Source organism: Lapidilactobacillus gannanensis, assembly GCF_003946675.1.
In the GTDB taxonomy this organism is placed as follows: Bacteria; Bacillota; Bacilli; order Lactobacillales; family Lactobacillaceae; genus Lapidilactobacillus; species Lapidilactobacillus gannanensis.
The window spans coordinates 1-21,256 of record NZ_RHOT01000024.1 but is presented as its reverse complement, the minus strand read 5'-3'; the positions used below and the strand labels follow the sequence as shown (position 1 = coordinate 21,256).

20 protein-coding genes and 2 tRNA genes are annotated in these 21,256 nt (G+C 40.5%); 10 read left to right on the top strand and 12 right to left on the bottom strand.

Going from position 1 to position 21,256, the window contains the following annotated elements; all coding sequences use genetic code 11:
• Positions 1-76: 76 nt before the first annotated feature.
• Both EKM81_RS07390 and EKM81_RS07385 read left to right on the top strand, forming a co-directional pair.
• Positions 77-568: a helix-turn-helix transcriptional regulator gene (locus EKM81_RS07390; protein ID WP_125650363.1), complete on the top strand. Its 492-nt coding sequence runs from the start codon at positions 77-79 to the stop codon at positions 566-568.
• Between the two features lie 66 nt (positions 569-634).
• Entirely contained in the window at positions 635-1,777 is a 1,143-nt protein-coding gene (locus EKM81_RS07385) for a tyrosine-type recombinase/integrase (protein ID WP_125650361.1), read from the top strand.
• Between the two features lie 218 nt (positions 1,778-1,995).
• Here EKM81_RS07385 and EKM81_RS07380 read toward each other — a convergent pair.
• Together EKM81_RS07380 and EKM81_RS07375 are read right to left on the bottom strand one after the other, a co-directional pair.
• A tRNA-Gly gene (locus EKM81_RS07380) sits at positions 1,996-2,066 on the bottom strand.
• A gap of 78 nt (positions 2,067-2,144) precedes the next feature.
• A complete protein-coding gene (locus EKM81_RS07375; RefSeq protein WP_125650359.1) occupies positions 2,145-2,786 on the bottom strand; it encodes a pentapeptide repeat-containing protein in 642 nt (213 codons plus the stop codon).
• 196 nt (positions 2,787-2,982) lie between these two features.
• On the opposite strand from EKM81_RS07375, the gene EKM81_RS07370 reads away from it, so the two are divergent.
• Positions 2,983-4,167 (top strand): MFS transporter, encoded by a 1,185-nt coding sequence (locus EKM81_RS07370; RefSeq protein WP_125650357.1) that lies wholly within the window; start codon positions 2,983-2,985, stop codon positions 4,165-4,167.
• Between the two features lie 106 nt (positions 4,168-4,273).
• Here EKM81_RS07370 and EKM81_RS07365 read toward each other — a convergent pair.
• Positions 4,274-4,357: transfer RNA gene (locus EKM81_RS07365), tRNA-Leu, on the bottom strand.
• Positions 4,358-5,204: 847 nt separating this feature from the next.
• On the opposite strand from EKM81_RS07365, the gene EKM81_RS07360 reads away from it, so the two are divergent.
• From EKM81_RS07360 to EKM81_RS07350, 3 genes are read left to right on the top strand one after another with little or no spacing between them, the layout of a single operon-like run.
• Complete coding sequence (locus EKM81_RS07360) at positions 5,205-5,660, top strand: flavodoxin domain-containing protein (protein ID WP_125650355.1); 456 nt, start codon at positions 5,205-5,207, stop codon at positions 5,658-5,660.
• Between the two features lie 29 nt (positions 5,661-5,689).
• Positions 5,690-6,679 (top strand): DUF2785 domain-containing protein, encoded by a 990-nt coding sequence (locus tag EKM81_RS07355; RefSeq protein WP_125650353.1) that lies wholly within the window; start codon positions 5,690-5,692, stop codon positions 6,677-6,679.
• Complete coding sequence (locus EKM81_RS07350) at positions 6,633-7,334, top strand: HAD family hydrolase (protein WP_125650351.1); 702 nt, start codon at positions 6,633-6,635, stop codon at positions 7,332-7,334. Before EKM81_RS07355 ends, EKM81_RS07350 begins: the two co-directional genes overlap by 47 nt.
• A 375-nt stretch (positions 7,335-7,709) precedes the next feature.
• Here EKM81_RS07350 and EKM81_RS07345 read toward each other — a convergent pair whose 3' ends face one another.
• The 4 genes from EKM81_RS07345 to EKM81_RS07330 form a co-directional block, all read right to left on the bottom strand.
• Positions 7,710-8,183, bottom strand: coding sequence for a universal stress protein (locus EKM81_RS07345; RefSeq protein WP_125650349.1), 474 nt, complete (start codon positions 8,181-8,183; stop codon positions 7,710-7,712).
• A gap of 61 nt (positions 8,184-8,244) precedes the next feature.
• Positions 8,245-8,532, bottom strand: coding sequence for a hypothetical protein (locus tag EKM81_RS07340; RefSeq protein WP_125650347.1), 288 nt, complete (start codon positions 8,530-8,532; stop codon positions 8,245-8,247).
• Between the two features lie 511 nt (positions 8,533-9,043).
• Complete coding sequence (locus EKM81_RS07335) at positions 9,044-10,363, bottom strand: replication-associated recombination protein A (RefSeq protein ID WP_125650345.1); 1,320 nt, start codon at positions 10,361-10,363, stop codon at positions 9,044-9,046.
• A gap of 30 nt (positions 10,364-10,393) precedes the next feature.
• Positions 10,394-10,858 carry a YueI family protein gene (locus EKM81_RS07330; protein ID WP_125650342.1) on the bottom strand — a complete coding sequence of 155 codons (465 nt, stop codon included), beginning with the start codon at positions 10,856-10,858 and terminating at the stop codon, positions 10,394-10,396.
• 163 nt (positions 10,859-11,021) lie between these two features.
• Between EKM81_RS07330 and EKM81_RS07325 the strand changes: the two genes are divergently transcribed.
• The gene (locus EKM81_RS07325) at positions 11,022-11,633 is read left to right on the top strand and encodes a DUF1054 family protein (RefSeq protein ID WP_125650340.1); all 612 of its coding nucleotides are present in this window, start codon (positions 11,022-11,024) and stop codon (positions 11,631-11,633) included.
• Here EKM81_RS07325 and EKM81_RS07320 read toward each other — a convergent pair.
• The 5 genes from EKM81_RS07320 to EKM81_RS07300 all read right to left on the bottom strand — a co-directional run bounded on the left by EKM81_RS07320 (position 11,630) and on the right by EKM81_RS07300 (position 16,329).
• Positions 11,630-12,139: a GNAT family N-acetyltransferase gene (locus tag EKM81_RS07320; protein ID WP_125650338.1), complete on the bottom strand. Its 510-nt coding sequence runs from the start codon at positions 12,137-12,139 to the stop codon at positions 11,630-11,632. The two genes, EKM81_RS07325 and EKM81_RS07320, sit on opposite strands and share 4 nt — an antisense overlap.
• A gap of 33 nt (positions 12,140-12,172) precedes the next feature.
• The gene (locus EKM81_RS07315; protein WP_125650337.1) at positions 12,173-13,201 is read right to left on the bottom strand and encodes a DUF4767 domain-containing protein; all 1,029 of its coding nucleotides are present in this window, start codon (positions 13,199-13,201) and stop codon (positions 12,173-12,175) included.
• Between the two features lie 148 nt (positions 13,202-13,349).
• The gene (locus tag EKM81_RS07310; protein ID WP_164509257.1) at positions 13,350-14,018 is read right to left on the bottom strand and encodes a transposase; all 669 of its coding nucleotides are present in this window, start codon (positions 14,016-14,018) and stop codon (positions 13,350-13,352) included.
• A 460-nt stretch (positions 14,019-14,478) separates the two neighbouring features.
• Complete coding sequence (rpsD, locus tag EKM81_RS07305; protein WP_125650333.1) at positions 14,479-15,090, bottom strand: 30S ribosomal protein S4; 612 nt, start codon at positions 15,088-15,090, stop codon at positions 14,479-14,481.
• Positions 15,091-15,864: 774 nt separating this feature from the next.
• Complete coding sequence (locus tag EKM81_RS07300; protein WP_125650331.1) at positions 15,865-16,329, bottom strand: GAF domain-containing protein; 465 nt, start codon at positions 16,327-16,329, stop codon at positions 15,865-15,867.
• A gap of 195 nt (positions 16,330-16,524) precedes the next feature.
• On the opposite strand from EKM81_RS07300, the gene EKM81_RS07295 reads away from it, so the two are divergent.
• From EKM81_RS07295 to thiI, 3 genes are all read left to right on the top strand, one after another.
• Positions 16,525-18,240, top strand: a complete 1,716-nt coding sequence (locus EKM81_RS07295) for a septation ring formation regulator EzrA (protein WP_164509256.1) — start codon at positions 16,525-16,527, stop codon at positions 18,238-18,240.
• Positions 18,241-18,683: 443 nt separating this feature from the next.
• A complete protein-coding gene (locus tag EKM81_RS07290; RefSeq protein WP_125650328.1) occupies positions 18,684-19,841 on the top strand; it encodes a cysteine desulfurase family protein in 1,158 nt (385 codons plus the stop codon).
• 28 nt (positions 19,842-19,869) lie between these two features.
• On the top strand, positions 19,870-21,087 hold the full coding sequence (gene thiI / locus EKM81_RS07285; RefSeq protein ID WP_125650327.1) for a tRNA uracil 4-sulfurtransferase ThiI: 1,218 nt from the start codon (positions 19,870-19,872) through the stop codon (positions 21,085-21,087).
• The last annotated feature ends 169 nt before the right edge of the window (positions 21,088-21,256 follow it).

Genomic DNA, 21,256 nt, shown 5'->3' with positions numbered 1-21,256 from the left:
GATTAATAAGCGTAATAAAATATAATTAAGTTGACTACATTTGCTGTTTGCTGTATTCTAAATTCGAGGTGATTAAATGAACACGTTTAAAAATGTTTTACGTAAAGTGCGTAAAAGTCGCAAGGTCACTCAAGCGCAATTGGCAAAAGAAATTGGCGTTTCAACACAAACTGTCAATAATTATGAAAATGGTCGGACAATTCCTGACAATACAATGGTTCAGAAAATTGCACTTGCATTGGGAACGACGACTTCTATTTTCTATAGTGTCGAAACTGGTGTTGCAATCGATTATGCCAAGACAACTCAGATGGTAATGGATGACTATACTGAATTTTTGGATCGTATGTATCGCTTGGCGAATGATGAGACAAAGCAGCGTGCCTTTTTATTGGAGCAACTTAATAGCCTGCCTACCAGAGAATTAGCTGAAATCGTTGAGCGCAACAAATATGAACCTATTCTGGATATCACGCGCCGCGGTTGTGAACAAACAATCGCTGAACGTTTCAAGGATCCAACCTATATGGATCGTCGTGGCACCGAAGGGTATTTAAAATTTAGGTAGTGAGTAATTATTGTTATTAATCTTCTTTCATATGTGCTTCCCCGAGTATAAGAGGAGAGATTAATAATGGCAGTATTTTCAACGTATATGAATAAACGCGACAATCAAAAATATTGGCAGGTAAGTGCGTATCTTGGAATGGATCGTCTGACTGGCAAAGAAGTGAAAGTACGAAAGAAAGGTTTTTTAAGGAAAAATGCTGCAAAAGCATATTTGAACGAACAAGCAACAATTTTTGAAACGAACGGTACATTGAGACGGACAAAATATACATTTGAAGAAGTTTATCAAATGTGGCTGAAAACGTATAAATTTACCGTTAAGGAATCAAGTTATGTAAAATTATTAGGAAAATTTAGAGTTCATATTTTACCAATATTTGGTGATAAATTAATTCAAAGAATAACAACGGCAGAAATTCAAGATTTTACGAATGAATTATCGAAGGAATTGTTTTCATTTAAAGAATACACCTATAATATTTCTCGCATTTTGGACTTTGCAGTTAAGCGGGAATTCATTAGTAAAAACCCGGCAGTCAATATTATTATGCCACGAGGTCAGCAAAAGCAGACTCATCGAAAAAATAAGTTTTATACTAAGAAGCAACAACAGGCTTTGCTTAAGGATGCTCAGAAAAATGAACCACTACTAATCTATGCATTTTTTCAATTAATGGCTACAACTGGGTGTCGAGAGGGAGAACTGTTAGGGTTATTCTGGGAAGATATTGATTTTGACCGTTCCATTATTCGTATTCGGCGAACGTTAACGAGAGGTGAGCAACGGCGGCTTTACCTGGGAGAGCCCAAGACTAAGAATTCTTGGCGAGTAGTTGAATTAACTAGCAAAACGGCGACGATTTTAAAATCATGGCAAAAACAACAAGTTGACTTTTTTGATTCTGGGATAACGGTTAAGAAAAGTGAGCAACTGATTTTTAGCAATTCCAAAAATGAGTTTACGGAATTAACACATCCACGGTTGTGGTTGATGAGAATCAATAAACGAGCTGGATTACCAGAATTAAGCCCGCATGCTTTACGACATACCTTTGCCTCTATTCTTGTCAATAATGGAGTTGATCCGCACACAATCTCTAAGATGTTGGGACACGCATCTGTTTCTACAACGCTTGATATTTATTCAGATATTTTTCAAGAGACGCAGATGGAAGCCTCACGAATTGTTGAGGAGAATCTGGGATAGCAGGATAATGGACAAGACTTATTAAAAGTGTCCGAGTTAGAGCTTTTCAGCTGAATGAACTACTGGTCTTACAGCATTAAACTAACCGAAACTTGTCCGGAGTGTTGTCCGAAAGTTTTGATATTCACTGATATTTTCTGCTATTTGTTGACAACTAACACTTTTTTTAAACGAAGACACAAAAAAAGAACCCTTATCAATCAAGGGTTCTCACATGAAGCGGGTGACGAGAATCGGACTCGCGACTCCAGCTTGGGAAGCTAGTGTTTTACCACTAAACTACACCCGCAAGGATTAAATTGTAATTATTTAACCACAAGAGCTATTCTATCGAATTTCGCCGTTAGTTTCAATAGCTTTTTCGAATTTAATCAGTTGGATCACTAATTTTTACGTTTAAGAAAATTTGGGCAAAGCGGGCGGCCTGTTCCTGATCTAGCTTGACGCCATATAAATCGCCCATTTGCACACCAAGATTTTTGAAAATACTTTCGCTTAAATCTAGATTTTTTAAACTGGTACCTAGAAAACTGGCTTGTTCCAAACGACTACCAGAAAAAGTAGTTTTAGTTAATTTAGCCTCACTAAAGTCGGCATCGCTTAAATCACAGTCAGTAAAGGCTGTTTGTTTAGCCGTTAATTGGTGCCAATTAGTCAAACTCAATTGGCAATGTTCAAAAGTGACATCGCCTAAATAAGCTTGGTCAAAAGTCGCGCCAATTAATTTACAATTAACAAAATGAACTTGATAAAAGGTGGCTTCTTCAAAATGGCAGTTGGAGAAGTCACAATTTTTGATTTCAACTTGATTGAGGTCAAATTTCTCTAAATCACAGTTGGTCAAATCTAATTGAGTCAGCCGCGCCTGTTCAATAATGGCATGATAAATTTCTAATTGGTCAACTTGTTGTTGATTAATTTCAACTTGGCTAAGGTAAGCATCTTCGACTTTAAGGAGGTCAGTGAACTGAGCCGGTTGTAAGTTTGGTAGGATAAAAGTAGTTGTCATCAGTAAATTCCTTTGTTTGAGATACTTCTAATATACTTACGAACGAATGTTTGGTCAAGGTCGTCTTGAAGAATTAATCAATTTCAGTTTTATTTCTGAAAGATCCAACAAACAATTTCATAAAAGCGCTAGCAAACATCGAGATTTTTCGCTAGAATAGGGTCATTGTATCTTTGATTAAGGGGATTGTTGCTGAATGTTTTCACTGTTATTAGGAATTATTTATGTCGCATTTATTAGTTTAGGGTTGCCAGATTCACTGATTGGTGCTGGTTGGCCGGTGATGCACACGCAATTAAATGTGCCGGTTTCGTACGCTGGCATGGTGACGATGATTATTGCTGGTGATACGATTATTTCAAGTTTATTTTCCGACCGCATGACTCGAAAGTTGGGTGCTGGCATGGTGACGGCGTTAAGCGTCTTAACTACAGCGGTCGCTTTGTTTGGCTTTTCAATTTCGACTCAATTTTGGCAGCTTTGTTTGTGGGCAATTCCTTATGGGCTGGGTGCTGGTGCTGTTGACGCGGCCTTGAATAACTTCGTGGCCTTGCATTTTAATTCGCGGCAAATGAATTGGCTCCATTGTTTCTGGGGTGTGGGTGCAGCCATTAGTCCTTATATTATGAGTTATGCCTTGACTCATGAACTTGGTTGGCATGCTGGTTATTGGATTGTAGGTATTTTACAAGTTATTTTGACGATTGTTTTGTTCGTGAGCTTGCCATTATGGAGAATTTCGACGGGCAGTCAAGCCGAGACTAACGCCACCAGTAAAAAAGCGCTGCATTTACCCGAAATTTTAAGAATTCCAGGATTGAAAATTGCGTTGTTAACTTTTATTAGTTACTGCTCCTTGGAGGCTATCGCCGGTTTATGGGCCAGTAGTTTCCTAGTACAAGCGCGGCAGGTCTTACCTGCAACGGCGGCCAAATTTGCCTCACTTTTTTATATTGGGATAACAATTGGTCGCTTTCTATCAGGGTTGGTGGCCGACAAGCTCGGTGATCGTAATTTGATTGTCCTCGGCAGTCTTGGTGTGTTGATCGGGGTTATTTGTATTGTGTTACCACTTCAGCAAGACTATTTTGCATTGTTTGGTTTAGTGATTGTTGGCCTAGGCTGTGCGCCAATTTATCCTTCGATTATTCACGCGACGCCATTTAATTTTGGTGCTGAAACTTCCCAAGCCGTGATCGGGGTGCAAATGGCCTCGGCATATATTGGTAGTACCTTTGCGCCGCCATTATTTGGATTGGTCGCTAACTGGATTGGATTAAGTATTTATCCTTGGGCGTTGTTGCTGTTTGTTATTTTATTGTTAGGCGCTAACTTTAAGTTAAATCAGACCATTGATCAACAACATGCTTTGGGAAAATAGGAACTAGTTATTATAAGATATTAATCAGCTGATATAGGTAAATTGTCCGTTATGATTGCAAACAAAAAGCGTTAATCCATTGAAGGATTAGCGCTTTTTTACTTAGTGCCGCTGGCAGGAGTCGAACCTGTACACCCGTGAGGATACAGCGACCTGAACGCTGCGCGTCTGCCAATTCCGCCACAGCGGCAACAACAAGTATTATTTTAACAGATATCTTGGAAAAAGAAAGGTATTGATGAATTTTATTTTTAAAATCGCGTTAATTTTTCCTAAACCGACGCTAAATTATTCAGAATGTTTGTCAATTGTTGCTAAATAGCTTATGCTTATTAAGTCGTATTAGTTGTTGCTATTGCGCGGATTGAAATGTAAATACAGTGTAGTGTTTTTTAAAAGAGCAGCTGACATATATTGTCAGCTGCCTTTTTAGAAGCAAGCAAATGTGGTTACTGGTCGATTTAATGCTAGACCGTATTCCGGACGATAACTTTGGTAAGCTGAATACAACAAACGGCATTATCGGTCGCTCACCTCTCGTCGCTCCTTATATAGGAGCGTGAATTGAAATGTGCTAAGAATGCTGATTTGGTCCAAATGGCTGGTCGCTCCTTATATAGGAGCGTGAATTGAAATACAGTTCTGCCAACGGCTATTACGAACTCGCAAAGTCGCTCCTTATATAGGAGCGTGAATTGAAATTTCTACGGCAGTGGCTCCCAACCGTACCGCCAAGCGTCGCTTCTTATATAAAAACATGAATTAACGCGTTAGAATTCTCTATGACAGCTTCATAATCGAACCTAGTATGGAATGAGGCAGACCCACGCATTGAATCAATGTGTTGTTGTCACCAGAAACAAGGGGGAGGAGTTATTTTGTTCCCGCTGTAGTAAGCAATCCTTTTTTTGCAGGAGTGGGTAATTTCGAGATAGTTAGTTAAGCACAAAGCACTAATTATGTTCTAGAGCCCGTTCTGCTTTGCGACTTTCTATGTTAGAATCAGAGTTATGTAGTTAATCAAGGAGTGTGCTATTATGGCAGATAAAATCGCGCTTATTTATGCGAGTAAGTCGGGACGTAATGAGAAAGTTGCTCAATATCTTGGTAAACAATTTCAACAGCTTGATCAGCCAGTTGAAATAGCTGAAATGATGACTTTTCCAGTAGAAAAATTGGCTGATTTTGCGGGAGTTGTGGTGGTTAGTTATACTTACTATGAAGGCCAACTACCAGATGAAGCAGTTGCCTTCTTTGATGATTTAGAGACAACTGATTTGCGCGGTAAGTACTATGCTTTGGCAGGGTCCAGCTCAATCCAACATCGCTATTTCGGACGGGCTTTAGATTTGTTTGACCAGAAGCTAGCTTATTTGGGCGCACAACGAGCAACGGCAGTTTTAAAAATCAATTTAGACAGTGATCGCGCGGATTTAGCGCGACTTGATGCTTTCTGTCAGCAAGTTGTTGATTTTGCGCACAATAAAGACTAATTTTTTACAAGGAAAAGTAGGTAATTTTTTTGGCAGCAGCAGAAGAGACGATGCGGGTTCGCTTAGCGGTCCGCGATTATTATAATCAGTTTAGTCAAGGACTAAACTTTGATGAATTAACTGGTCAATTACGGCGCTTGAAACGTTCTGTTGAGTACAGTAAACGCCGGCAACATGTGGCACCAATCGCCAGTGGTGATTTAAAAACGTTAAAGCAAACACTAGCAAGTTTGGAGCAGCGAATTTATAATTCTGATAACAATGCTTTAGTTAGTGATGAAGAACTGGATCAGTTACTAAGCAATATTGGTATCTTGGATGCCTCGTTGCGTGATGAGAAAATCTTATTAATTTTTAATGGTTTAGTTGGACGCCAAGCGTTTACTTCAGCTCAGATTTGGCCAACTCTCGCTTATTTGATTCAAGATGACGTGTTGTTCAGCCATATTTTAGAGCCAGAAAATGATGCCGCCTTTGGTCGTGCGGTGGCAGTAATTTTAATTTCGTTTTTACTAGTAGCGGATCGGTTATATGGCAATGTGATTTCGGATAATCAATATTGGCAAGTCATCCAAAAACTGACATTGTATGCGATTTTGGAAAATGATGCCCGTGGCTATGTGCCTGAAAAGGGTTGGGTCCATGCTTATGCACGTTTGGGCAATATTCTTGAGGAAGTCGCCGAGAGTCGGTTAAATCGTGCTCAGAAATTGTATTTCTTGACGGCTGTGATGGCGGCATATCAGGAAATTAAAGTACCCTTTGCTTTTGGTGAGGACCAGCGAATAGCTAAGGCGGTTGTGAATTTAGCCAATAAGGAGAAATTCTACAATGATTATTTGTTAAGCATTCTTGGCGATTGGTTGCATCGCGCGCCATCAATTCAGCCTAGTGTTGGTTATGATTTTTGGTCACAGCGATATAACCGCGAACATTTCTTTACCAATGTGATGCTAATGCCTGAAGTACCCCATGATCTCATTAAGTTTATTAAAAAAATACCAGAATTATTCGGATAAGGGTGTCGGTTTGATTAAAGCAGTGATTTTTGATATGGATGGGGTTTTGATTGATAGTGAGCCCTATTATTTACAGCGACGGCTAGATTTTTTTGCTTCGGTTAAGATTACAGTCGCAAAAAGTCAGCTTCAGCAAGTTGTTGGTGGCAATATGAAAGTGGTCTTACCATTATTATTGCCAGGCAAGTCTTCAGCAGAATATGCGCAGTTATTGCAAGCTTATCGCGCCTATAAGGCTAGTCATCCGCTTAATTTTGCCGCGGCTTTACAGCCAGGCGCGGCGGATGCTTTAGAATCACTGAAGAATGAGGGGTATCAATTGGCCTTGGCATCTTCCAGTGACCGGCAATTTATTCAGGAAATGCTAATGAAGACAGAATTGACGGGTGTTTTTTCAGTGGTTCTTAGTGGTCAAGATTTTGCTAAAAGTAAACCTGATCCCAGTATTTATTTAACGGCATTGCAGCAATTACAAGTCGCTGCCACTGAAGCACTCGCAATTGAAGATTCGCAAATGGGGATTGCCAGTGCCAAAGCTGCTGGTATTTATACATTGGCATTTGCCGTGACCAATCCTTTAGTGGCGACTGATCAAAGTGCTGCCGATGCGCATATTGCCAAGTTTGACCAATTATTTTCGTATTTAAAAAGATAAAATGATTCCAAAAAACAAGCGCGTGTGACAAAGGCGGTCAGCTGGTACGCACTAACATAAATACCGAACAATTCTGCAAACGAATTGCTCGGTATTTTAGCGTTAAGCGAAGCCGGGTGTCTTTTGAGAACAGGTTTCAGTAATCAAGTTTGGCCTTATTTTGTTTAAATGCCTGCTGTCCCAGACTCAGTTTTTAAGTTGTTAATTTGCAGGGCTAATAATCTGTCATCTTTGACCATCGCTTTAAGATGATGGGGAGCTTGGTGAATTAGATTGAGGGGAGAATGAAAAGTTGGTTAATAATCCATCGGAGCTCAGTTTTTGAAAACATCAAAAAAGCATCGACATGATTCTGCCGATGCTTAAAAGTGAAAACTATTTATCAGCCTTTAACGCCGGCTTATTGTCTAAATCTGTCCGTACTACCAGAACATCACAAGTAGCATTTCGAGTGACAAATTCGGTTACAGAACCTAGTAACAGGCGTTCAACAGCGTTTAAGCCAGTTGCGCCGATCATAATCAAGTCAACTTTTTCACGATTAGGGAACTCGCGACCAAGAATTGACTTAGGTGAACCATACTCAATAAAATAGTCAACCTTTTCCAGACCATCATCTTTGGCGGTCTTGACATATTCAGCCATTGTTTTCTTAGAGGTTTCCGAAACTTCTTCAACCATAGCTGAGTCAAAACTTGACACATTTTGGAAAGCGCGAGTATCAATAACATGAACTAGGAGCAGTTCCGCATTATTGCGCTTACTGACAGCCACGGCCTTTTTAAAGGCTAATTCTGATTCGGATGAACCATCAATGGCAACTTGAATTCGATGATATTGTTGTAACATCTGCAACGCTCCTCTCGTATACAATTTCATTTTACAGCATTTGACCTGAAAAAAGAATTAATTAGTCATTACCGTTCGTTAAAATTAAGGCGAAACCAGCCGCAACAATGCTACCAGCAATTAAAGTAATTAAATTGGCTTTAGCTGGGGCTAACCAAAGAATCAATAGACCACCAATTGCAACAATAAAAAGCAACACGCTGGTGACCAGCATCATTTGACGGATACGGGGCGTACTTTCGGGCTTGAAAATCAGGAAATCCTTTGATAGATGAGTCAATAAATAGATTGCTAAAATAAGTAAAAGAATAATAAAAATAATCATAGCCACGGTAATTAATGTTTGCATAATAAACTCCTTAGGGAAAAATTGATCAGTCTGAATAAGTAATACATTACCTTGAAACTTAAGGAAATGCAAAAAAATTTTGCGTTGATGATACTGTGCAACTGTAAAAACCAATACCCGTTTTTTAGGTTGAAGTCAGTCACGCGCTAGAAAAATTGGCTAAAGACACAAAAAAGGACCAGACAAGCTGGTCCTACAAAGTTTTAATAACTTTGGGAATATCTAGTGGTGCCGGAGCGTGATCCATTTTGTTGAACCCGCTAATAATTAAAGCAGGATCACGACATCACTGTCAGCGTAGTTAATCAGCGAATGATCGACGTGCATAACAGGTATTTGCCGATTAATGTCATATTACTTGATCGGTCAACATAATGATGAATCAATCGAACACCTTAGAACTTCCATAAATAAGAGTACCATGATTTTAGAAAAAATGCAATTAGCAAGCGCTTGCTTACCTATTGTGACCGCGTTTTGTCTGATTGGTACTTGCAGGCACTTCAGCCGTTTAATGTTGCGTAGCAGTTCCCTGGTGATTAGTTTTTAAGCCAGCCTGTTGCGCTTGGCGTAACCGATAGTACTGTTGGCCTAAAGCAGTTTCAATTTTGCCATTATTTTTAGGTTGATAGTACTGTTTACCAGCTAATGTGTCTGGGAGGTATTGTTGGGCTAGCCAATCATTGGGTGCATCATGAGGGTATTGATAGCCAACACCATGACCTAATTTTGCGGCTCCTTGATAATGAGTGTCTTGTAAATGTGTCGGAATTCGTCCGGCATGACCTTCTCGGATATCGGCTAAGGCCGCGTCGATTGCCATGATGCCTGAATTTGATTTTGGTGAGACACAAAGCTCAATGACCGCATCAGCAAGCGGAATTCGTGCTTCAGGAAAACCGAGTCGTTCAGCAGCCTGACAAGCTGTAATTGTCCGGGCTGCAGCTGCCGGATTCGCTAAACCAATGTCCTCATAGGCAATGACCATTAAGCGGCGAATAATGATGGGCAAGTCGCCAGCCGTTACCAGCCGCGCTAAATAATGTAGTGCCGCGTCAGTGTCACTCCCACGAATTGATTTTTGTAGGGCAGAAATCACATCATAGTGGGCATCGCCATCTTTGTCATGGGAGAAACTCTTTTTTTGAATGGAGTCTTCTAAATCCTGTAAACTTAATTTGATCACGCCTGTTTTTTTATCGGCGGGCGTTGATTTTGCTGCTAGCTCTAGTCCATTCAGTGCAGAACGTAAGTCACCATTGGTTCGCTCAGCGACAAAGCTCAGGGTTTTCTCAGCAATTTTGATTGGCAGCATACCTAAACCACGTTCGCGGTCGTGGAGAGCCCGCTTTAAGGCAATTTTAATGTCAGCAGGTGTTAGCGGGTGGACTTCAAAAATCTGAGTTCGACTCCGAATTGCTGGATTAATGGATAAATAAGGATTTTCCGTAGTAGCGCCAATTAGAACAATGCGGCCACTTTCTAATTCAGGGAGCAAGAAGTCTTGCTTCGCCTTGTCAAGACGATGAATTTCATCCAACAACAAAATAACCGTGCCGCTCATTTTTCCTTCTGCGGCGACGGCCTGAAGATCCTTCTTAGAATCAGTGGCAGCATTCAATTTACGAAAGGCATATTTAGTGCTACCGGCGATGGCACTGGCAATACTAGTTTTACCAGTGCCTGGGGGACCATAGAGAATCATAGAACTTAACTGCTTACTAACAACCATGCGATTAATAATCTTACCAGGGCCCACTAGATGTTGCTGACCAACAACTTCATCAAGGGTCCGTGGTCGCATGCGCCAAGCCAGGGGCTGTTGTGCCATTAAAACATAACTCCTTTAAAAATGGATTTGTTACAATAAATGATGAAAGAAGCCTTTTTTTTCAGGTTTCTCTTTTTTAGGTAAGTCTTTTTTTACTGCTAAGGGATGTAATTGTAATAAATTAACAGTTTCGTGATTTACGGCTGCCTCGTTCACAATTAAAATCGCGGGGCTCTTCGGTTCAGTTGGGGTCTCAGGTTTATTAACTAAAGTGAAGGGAAAATTCTGTTGAGCTAATATTTTTAAATAAGGACCAATTAAATCGTGGTTGATTTTGCCATTGATCAATGCACTTTGTTTAGTGTCACGATAATCATCTAAATGTTGCTGGAATAAATCAAGCGCGCGCGGGTTATTTAAATCTTGTACGTCAAGCTCCAGTAGAACGCGTTCTCTTAGGGAACCGAGAAATTGACGTCGTTGATCTGGTAGGGTTTGGGGCGTCCCATACATGGCATTATTTAGCCGATTATTGACATCTGTTTCTTGAGTCATGATTGACCACCTCGACGAATTTTTTTATGATATGATTAAGCGTTAATGCCAATCAAATGCATATAATCAGTATAACATGTTTGATAAAGTTAAGCTGAGCCCAGTCATTTAATGGTCGGCGTTCACAGCTGCTGCATTGCATTGATCAAGGGGGAGTTATTTCATGTTAAGTCGTCAAAGTTTTGCGGTTTTTGAAGCGCCGAGTTTAACTGAGCGTTTAGGTCGAATTCAACAGGAAGTTGATCCTGATTTTGAGGTTTTGGGTCAGGAGCTACTGACTCAAATTGAGCCTGAACTGTCACAACCACTTTATTTACATATTGCCAAACATTTACGCCGTCATAAAAATCCGCCGGTGGATACTTGGTTAGCTCTGAGCACCTATCAGCGCGGCTATAAAATGTTACCTCATTTTGAGGTTGGGCTTTGGCCAGATCGATTATTTATTACTTTAAGTTTGTTGGCTGATTTAGATCAACGTACATCTGTAGCTGATTGGCTAGCCCAGCAACAAGCACAGCTCATTAAATTACCAATTAGTGAAATTAATTTTGATCATACGAATCAAGCAGCATTGCCATTTAATGCGCCCAATTTGGCAAGAGGAATCCAACGTTATCAAAGTGTGAAAAAGGCTGAATTAACTTTTGGTCGTTGGCTATTGGCCGCTGACCCTTTGTTTAATGATCCTAAACAAGTTGATCAAGCTATTAAACAACAAATAAGTGCAATGGTGCCGTTTTACCGTGATTTGTTAGCGGTCGTTGCTAATTAAGCCGTAATTTTGGGATATTGTTTGCCGAGAATATCTAGGTCGCGTAACTGATCATCCAATAAGGCAACTTCTGGTAGGTGGCCCCACTGTTGAAAGCCATGGTGCAAGAAGAGTTTTTGACTAGGGATGTTGTGATGAAAAATAAAAGCAACCAATGTATCCAGCTGCAGGCGATTCAACTGACTTTCAACGAAATCTAAAGCTTGGCTGCCATAACCATGATGAGCCGCTGTGGTCGCTAAATAAATACTGATTTCTGCTGTGTGTTGATAGGCCGGTCGACCATAGAAGTTCTCAAGGCCGACCCAACCGATTGTTTGCGCCAGTTCGTCCTGGATCAGCCATAAGGGACGCTGATTAGGTGTGTAAGCCTCAAACCAAGCTTGCTTGGCGGCAACTGAAACTGGTTCTAAATCGGCAGTAGCGAGCCGACCGGGAATAGCTTGATTGTAAATCTCAACGATTTTTGGTAAATCTTTTTGTTGGGCAAGGGTGAATTTTGTCATAGCAATCCAGCTTTCTAATTGTTTAATCTTCTGTTAATTATCTGACTCTCTGTCTGCCGGTTCGTCTCCAAAACGGTAATTTTTAAATTTCTGGGCTAATTCTGGTGTTTGGTAAGCATTAAAATCAAACCATTGGCTAGCACCACTGGCCTTGATCATCACGGGGATTTGTTGCCCATCATAATAGCGATAACGCAGATAAAAATCGCTACCAGCACCAGCTGTTTGTTGGGCGCCTTTAACGTTGAGCCATTGTGGCTGAGCGGTTTCATAGTAATTTAAGGCCAAGCCTGAAGTTGACTTTAACGTATATTGCTGGATTTTTGCGTCCGTATCATCGTACCAATACCAGGTGCCCTGATAAGCTGTTGGAAACTGTTGCGGTTTTTTGGTCAGACTAGTTGCCACATCTTGATTAAGTTCAGCATCACTTCTTGGATTTGCTGATTCGCCGGTCACAATTTTGCTAAAACCGGCTTGGAGGGCACTATTCTGCGTGTCGTAGAAATAAACTTGACCACCATTAGTTGTTGTCGTTGTTAGGACAACCGGCCGATGATGGTGCAGACAGAAAAGATAAGTACGTGGCCACACCTGCTTGTCGGCACCACCAGAAGCGGCCGCTAGCACGTCAATATTAGTACTGTTGCCCTGAGTTAGGCCCCAAGAAAAATGAACTGACTCACCTAGCCAGAAGGCCATTTGATTAAGTGAGCCATCAGTAATTGCTTCAGGAAATTTAACCCCTAAATGATCAGGTATTTGCTGGTCATAAGTACCTTGATAACTTTGGCCCATCTCTGCTTGCCATTGATGCATGAACTTAGCCAGTTGGGCTTCTTTACTTTTATTCCAACTGACTTTGTGCGGCGTGATTTTACTTTTGGAAGTTGCTGCTTGCTGTCGCTTAGCTATTGTCGACGAGTTGCTTGATTTACTACTGGAAACAGTGGTGCTTTTTGTTGTTGATTTTGTTTGCCCACAAGCAATAAGTAACAAGCTTAAAAGCGTGATTGGAACCACGAGTCGCCACTTACTCCTGATTCTCCTAAATGATGTCATTATTATTCCTCCTAAAAAGATAAGTATACTATAGTCCCGGCAGAAAATAGCAGACAATAAAAAACAGCACTAATCTCAAACTGAGACCAGTGCTGTCAGTCAAACATGATAGCTGGCGACTTCGACAGTTAGCCTTGGTAGCTATTGATTAATGATCAGTCTGACTGGCGCTAATCTTACCTGACTGTTCACTGGAAAATTGACTTTTGTTAGGCGCCGTTTTTGATTCAGCTTTAAAGGTAAGCAATTCTTCGTTAGTGTCGATAAAACTAGTTACAAAGACTATTAGCACCAAGTTTTCTTCCCGTAGTTGGGTTGATTTAGGTGTTATTTCTTGCTGATAGATGCCACTCTCTCTAGAATTTTGGTAACGCCTCTTTAAAATAGTTCGCTTAGATTCAATCAACTTAACTAAATTCAACACTTCTGACTGTTCATAAAAAGGGCGGTAATGCTCAAAAATAATATCATGAATATTGGTGTTGGTACTATCAAGGTTGATTAACGATAAGGCCAATTTCTCTAAGGTATAATTATCGTGCTCATTATCAAAAGTGTGTGGGATAAACCTGCAACCACGATCACGAGGAACATTAATATCTAACCAGCCAAAATGGGTCCACAATTGCCGCGGGTAAAAACCATTGCGGTAATTTTTTTTGCTTTGGGGACGATGAAAGGATTCGTAGCCGAGAAACATGGTCAGTTCATCTTGAAGCAGCATATTTGTCATTTTCTCAAGCTGTTTACGAAAACTCTCATTGATGACGACATTGTTACTAAGTGCTGTAATCGTTGCTTTTGCCGAAGCTGTCAATGAATGATCCCTCCCCAAAAAATAATCAATAATATTTTTATTTACGATATGTAAGACCAGTGAAGCGCAAACTTCAGAATGGTAGCTTGACCAGAAGCACGTCTGCAAGCTCTTGACTCAAGTGATTGCAGATTGAAGTGTGAAACGATGTTTTATCTTCATGATTGCCTGAACACGTTGGTAGCTGCTATCGGGCCAATTTAAGCATTACGAAACAGGCAGCCATTAATGCCATCATTAACGACTTAATGATAATATTTACGCATTTATAAGTCTAACGATTTGAACTGTAATTTTTCCAAAAGCGAAGTTGGCGTAAAATGACGACAAGATATCTGCAATAACTATCTGCTCATGAACGAATGGTATCTAAATCGTAGCGTAAGTTTATCCTTGAATAATGCGAGGTACAAAAAAACAACGCCAATCCCAAGTAGGGACCAGCGCTGTATACCAAAAATTATAGTTTTTGATTGTAGAATTCAACGACTAATGATTCGTCGATTTCTGGTTCAAGTTCTTCACGTTCTGGTAAACGAACTAAGCTACCAGTTAAAGTGTTGTCGTCGAAGCTAACAAAAGCAGGGCGGCTAACAGCATTTTCCAATGCACTCTTAACAATAACTAAGTTACGTGAACGTTCACGTAATGAAATTTCTTGACCAACTTCAACTTCGTATGAAGGAATGTCAACACGTTTGCCATCAACAGTGATGTGGCCATGAGCAACTAATTGACGAGCTTGTGCCCGCGTAGTAGCTAAGCCTAAACGATAAACTAAGTTATCCAAACGACGTTCCAATAAGATCATGAAGTTAACACCATGCTTACCTTCTTTAATCTTACCAGCGCGAACGAATAAGTTACGGAATTGACGTTCGTTCAAACCATACATCATACGTAATTTTTGCTTTTCACGCATTTGAGTACCATATTCTGATAATTTACGGCGGTTGTTAGGACCATGTTCGCCAGGTGCATAAGGGCGACGAGCTAATTCCTTACCTGTACCAGATAATGAGATACCTAAACGACGTGAAACTTTCCATTTTGGACCAGTATAACGAGACATAAAAAAATCCTCCAAATATTTTTTTGGAGTAAAATATACGATCAAGGTTTAGCATTCGTGCATTTACCATTGCAATCTTCACCACGTGCAGCTGCGGGTTACGCAATTGAACTGTTAAAAACGTTGGTAAATGTTGACGAGCTTGCCGCCTTGTGCTGCATATTTTACACACTCCGTATATTATAATGATTCAACTAGCTGATGTCAAAACTATTTTGGTAATTTAGTTCTTTAAGTTGCTCCTTGGCTAGTAACGGGGCAGGGGCCGAGCGATTGAACGGGCGTGGAACGCTATGGCCGTCGATTTGAACCAATTACAAACCAAATTGTTTTAAATGCGAGGCTTATTCTAAGCGATAAATCGCTAAGAATAATTTCACAGCTGACGCCAATCGCTCGGCCCCTCCCTGAATAAACTAACAGAACTCAACACCACTATTTAGAAAAACAGATTGCAGAAATTAGGCCGGTTTGACAAATTTTCTAGATTAAATTAGAAACAATCAAACCGACTTATTTTTGTATTCTATTCAGTTATCTTTACATTCTAAATCAAGTTAATTTGCCTCACAATAATTGCCTTAACATTTAAACGATGATGAAATGCACTACCTCAACTTCAGACACAATGGCGGGATCTTGTCGTCAGCCAATGGCCTTTATTTGCGTTCGAGCCTGCGAGTAGCAGCCAAATTCTCGTAGGTGCTTTAGCACTTACGAGAAGACCTGTATTGGAGTCAAAGCCAGTCTATTTCTAACATCTATATTTGTAATTTAATCAGCAAGTAACTTAACTAACGCCTGTCCGAGTGCAACTAATTCAGTGGCATCGTCATCTTGAAAGCGGTTCTTAATGGGTGAATCAATATCGAGGACCCCAATTTTTTGACCTGTTTCGTCAGTCAGGGGAATGACAATTTCTGAATTTGTGGCACTATCACAAGCAATATGTCCAGCAAATTGATGCACATCTGGCACGATTTGAACTTTTTGTTGGTGAAAGGCCGTCCCGCAAACACCACTGCCGCTGGCAATCGTTGAGCAGGCAATTTTACCTTGGAAAGGGCCGACTTCTAGTTGCTGCCGATCTGATTGCCATAAATAAAAACCAACCCAGTTAATATCAGTTAACATTTCTTTTAGAAAAGCACTGGTATTGGCTAAAATTGCAGTTTGACTTGCTGATTGGTATTCTGGATCAGCAAAAAGACTTTGATATTGTGCTACTAATAATGACATTAAGCGCCAACTCCTCAGCATAAATTTAATTTAGCAGCGGTAAAATTAAGTCGTTTTTTTAAATTATCTTTAAATAATTAGACTTTTCTCAAGCTTGCCGGTTGGACTGGCAGTTAAATCTGCTATAATTTAATAAGATTGTAGCGAATTTGAAAAACGGATGCAAGCCGATTCGTTGGTAGGGGTGTAACTATCGTGCAAAGTTGGATTTTTATTGTCTTAGGAATTATTATTTTAATTTTGGTGCTCGTCTTACTCGCCGCTATTAAGCGTGGCCGTAATGAAAAGCGCTTAGTTCAGCTGAACGCATCATTTGAAAAATTAACAAATCAACCTATTTATAAGACCATCGATCAGCTAGATGCAATGAACCTAGCTGGTGGTAGTCAAGAAATTCTCGAAAAACGGCGTCAGGAATATTATCATTTGTTAAATGATACTTTTGCCACGCTTTATCAGACGATGTATGATGCAGAAGCTGCTAATCAGAAGTTTTCACTAGTTGTTGCCAATCATTTGATCCATGATGCGGAGGAACAACTGACTGGGGCGACGACTGATGCTGAGCAAATTACAGCCGCTTTGGAAAACTTAAGGGCGACCAATGAACACAATCAAGCTGAATCCAAAGCTTTGCTGCATCAATACCAGCAAATGCGTAAGTTGATTCTGACAAAGTCCTTTACATTTGGTCCAGCTGTTGATGAACTTGAAAATCGGCTTGCCGCAATTGATGATCAATTCGATCAGGCTAAGAAATTAACTAGCAAAGGTGATCATTTAGAAGCGAAGAAGATTTTGGCCAATATCAAGGAGAAAATGGCAGCTTTAACTGATTTGACCAAGCGGATACCACCACGTTATCAAGAATTAGTTACTGAATTTCCGGATCAATTACTGGAAATTGATAAAGTTTATCGACAAATGTTAGACCAGCACTATCATTTTACCGATCCTGACATTGGCCAAAGCGTGATCCTACTGAAAAATAAAATCCAAATTATTGATGAACGTTTAGGTCATTTAGAGATTGATTTTGTTGAACAAAATAATCAAACTTTAGGGCAGTCAATTGATGAACTGTACCAACGCTTGCAGGATGAAATGGATGCACGCAAACAATTACCACCACTCCAAAAGACGACCTTTGAATTCTTGAATCATGCGACGGTTCAGACTCAAAAATTAATTGAAGCTTTGGATCATTTGAATCAGAGCTATGTTTTGACGCATCATGAGTTAGATGATGCTCAGGAAATGCAACGCGATATTGCCGACATGCAGCGACAATATGATGTCCAAGTTCAGGCGGTAGCTGACCAGACAGTAATTGCAACTGAGGCAGTTAACTTATTTAATAAAATCAATGAACGGCTGACCACAACTGAGCAGCGTCAGTACAAAATTAGCAATGATGTGGCGAATCTTTTCGAGGGTGAGAAGGTTGCTAAGCAAGGCGTTCAACAATTTGTTTTGGATCTTAAGGAGATTCAGCGCGACGTGGAACGCTTACGTTTGCCAGGGTTGCCAAAAGATTATCTTGATTATTTCAATATGGTTAAGGATGAAATCGTTAAGCTTGAACAGAATTTAAATCAAGTTCAAATCAATATTGAAGATATTACCAAACAGTTGATCGTGACCCAAGAAGATTTGAATAATTTAAGTCAGAAGTCAAAGGATCTACACGATGCCGCGGTTTTGACGGAGCAAGCGTTGCAATATGCCAATCGCTACACCTACGCTAATGCCGAAATTGCTGCGGCCGCTGATGAAGCTAAGGAATTGTATACGAAGACTTATGATTATCCGACGGCTTTAGACACGATTGCGACGGCATTGGAACAAATTGAACCTGGTTCCTTTAAACGAATTGAAGATTCTTATTACCATGCAGCTGATCAAAAGTAGCAAGTAATTCGCAGCGTTAGTCAACCGTGACCATCGACAAAAAAGTTCCTGCCAGCAAGTAGTTTGCCGACGATCGTTAATGTAAAATGCCGAACAATTCGCAAGAATTGCTCGGCATTTTAGCGTTAGGCGGTGCCAGTTATCTTTTAAGAACACGTTTCAGTAACCAGAAATCGGTACTCTTTTGTCTAATTGACTTATGTCGCAGACTTTTTTTTCAAAATAGCAGATATTTGCCTGAGGGCATTTTTTTGGATGTTTATGGGTAATTATTGTAAATAATCATTGCCAAGAATTGACTAGGCGTTCATTATAGAAACAGACAGTTTTAACTGCTAGGAAAATACTGCTTAATAGGTTACAATAAGTAAGCTGCTAGTGAGTTTTAATTTAATTTACTTAGATAACTGGGTTGAGTTATCTGTTTTGAGGGAGTTTTGAGTTTGATTTATTTTGATAATAGTGCCACTACTAAAATTGATCCGCAAGTTCTGCAAACATATCAAACTGTGGCGAATCAATTTTGGGGTAATCCGTCCAGTCTGCACCATTTAGGTGATCAAGCATTGCAAATGCTGCAGTCAGCACGGCAACAAATTGCTGACTTAATGCATTGCCAGGCTGACGAAATTTTCTTCACCAGTGGTGGGACTGAAGGCGACAACTGGGTCTTGAAGGGAACAGCTATGGCTAAACGTGAATTTGGCCGGCACTTGATTGTTTCCAGTATTGAACACCCAGCGGTCCTAAATTCGGCCAAACAATTAGAGAAATTGGGCTGGGATGTGACTTATTTGCCGGTTGACAGTCATGGTTACGTCCATGCTGCCGATGTTAAAAAAGCTTTGCGGAAAGATACTGTTTTAGTTTCTGTAATGGGCGTTAATAATGAGATTGGGACTGTGCAACCGATTCAAGAAATTGCTGAAGTTCTGCAGGATCGGCCGACCATTCATTTTCATGTTGATGCAGTTCAAACTGTTGGTAAGAATCTTTTCGACCAAGTGCTGCCAGAGCGGGTTGATTTTGCCACTTTTTCTGGGCACAAATTTCATGGTCCTCGTGGTGTTGGCTTCGTCTATATTAAGAAGGGTCGTAAATTAGCGACCTTAATTACTGGTGGGGGTCAAGAACGCAACTGGCGTAATGGCACCGAAAATGTGCCAGCCATTGCAGCTATGAGCAAGGCTTTTCGATTAGTTTTAACAGATGAAACCCAAAAAGCTGCCCAGCAAATGGCCATGCGCCAAAAATTGTTGACAGCCTTACAAGCAATGCCTGATATCACGATTTTTTCACCAACTACTGGTCCGGCGGCGCCTCATATTCTTTGCTTTGCCTTGTCTGGCGTGCGAGGAGAAACGATGGTGCATGCGTTAGAAGAGCATGATATTTATTTATCCACAACTAGTGCTTGTTCTTCGCGAACCGGCGACGAATCCGGTACCTTGAAGGCAATGCAAGTGCCAGAAAAATTAGCCACTAGTGCGGTTCGAATCAGCCTTGATGATCAGAATACGATGGCTGAGGTGGATCAATTTTTAAAAGTTTTCCCACAGGTATACCAACGTTTTCAACATATGAATGGCCGCGTCGATTAACTTAGATGCGATGAAAAAAGGAGTTATTATGCAATATACAGAAATTACAGTTCGTTATGGTGAACTTTCAACTAAGGGAAAAAATCGCCGCGAGTTCATTGGCCGCTTAAATGGCAATGTAACCAAGGCTTTGCGTGAATTTCCAGATTTGCGAATTTATCCTAAGCGTGATCGGATGCATATCGCTTTAAATGGCACTAATTCTGATCAAGTAATGGCAAAATTACGCCAGGTTTTCGGCATTCAGAATTTTTCGCCAAGTATTTGTATTCGAAAAGATCTTGCTACTTTGAAGGAAACCGCGGTGGCGATGATGGCAGAATTAGCGCCAAAAATTAAAACTTTTAAGGTTAATACGCGCCGGTCTGATCACAACTTTGAATTGGATACAAATCAATTAAACTTGCTGTTAGGTGATTTAATTCTTGATCATTTTCCTGATTTAGAAGCTAAAATGAAGTTTCCTGATGCCACTTTACGTGTTGAAGTCCGTCAAGATGGCATTTACTTATCATCAGAAACAATTTTAGGCGCAGGTGGTTTGCCGGTTGGTACTGCTGGCAAGGCGATGTTGATGTTATCTGGTGGGATTGACTCACCAGTGGCTGGCTATTTAGCAATGAAGCGCGGTGTCGAAATTGAAATGGTGCATTTCTTTAGCCCGCCATATACTTCCGAGCGAGCTTTAGCAAAGGCTAAAGCATTGACTGCAAAATTAGCGCCATATGTAGGTACAATCAAGTTTATCGAAGTACCTTTTACTGAAATTCAAGAAGAAGTAAAGCGGCGTGTACCGGAAGGTTACTTGATGACGGTTCAAAGACGGTTCATGCTTCGCTTAGCGGCTGCCTTAGCTGAAAAACGTCAGGCCTTAGCTATTTTCAATGGTGAGTCTGTTGGACAAGTTGCTTCCCAAACATTGGAGAGCATGGTCGCCATCAATGATGTAACGACTTTACCAGTTATTCGGCCAGTAGCCACTATGGATAAGAACGAAATCATTAAAATTGCTGAAAATATTGATACCTTTGATCTGTCCATTTTGCCATTCGAGGACTGCTGTACGATTTTTGCACCACCACGCCCAAAGACCAAACCACGTTTAGACAAGGCGCGCTTTTACGAAGCCCAACTTGACGGTGAAGCTTTAATGGCCCGGGCCCTGGCTGGGGTTAAAATTACCGAGGTTCACAGTGCCGATGATTTCTTAAATACAGATGAAAGTACGATTCAAAGTGTTCTATAGTGCCACTGGACGGTACTAAAAAGTAGTCGGCCGGTGAGTGTTAACATAAAATAACGAGTAATTCTATTGCAGAATTGCTCGTTATTTTTGCGTTCTTATGTAGAAATGCAACCACAAGTTTTACTTGTGGGGGTCAGAGAAGCTTTAGCGAAAAAAACATCCTTTCAGT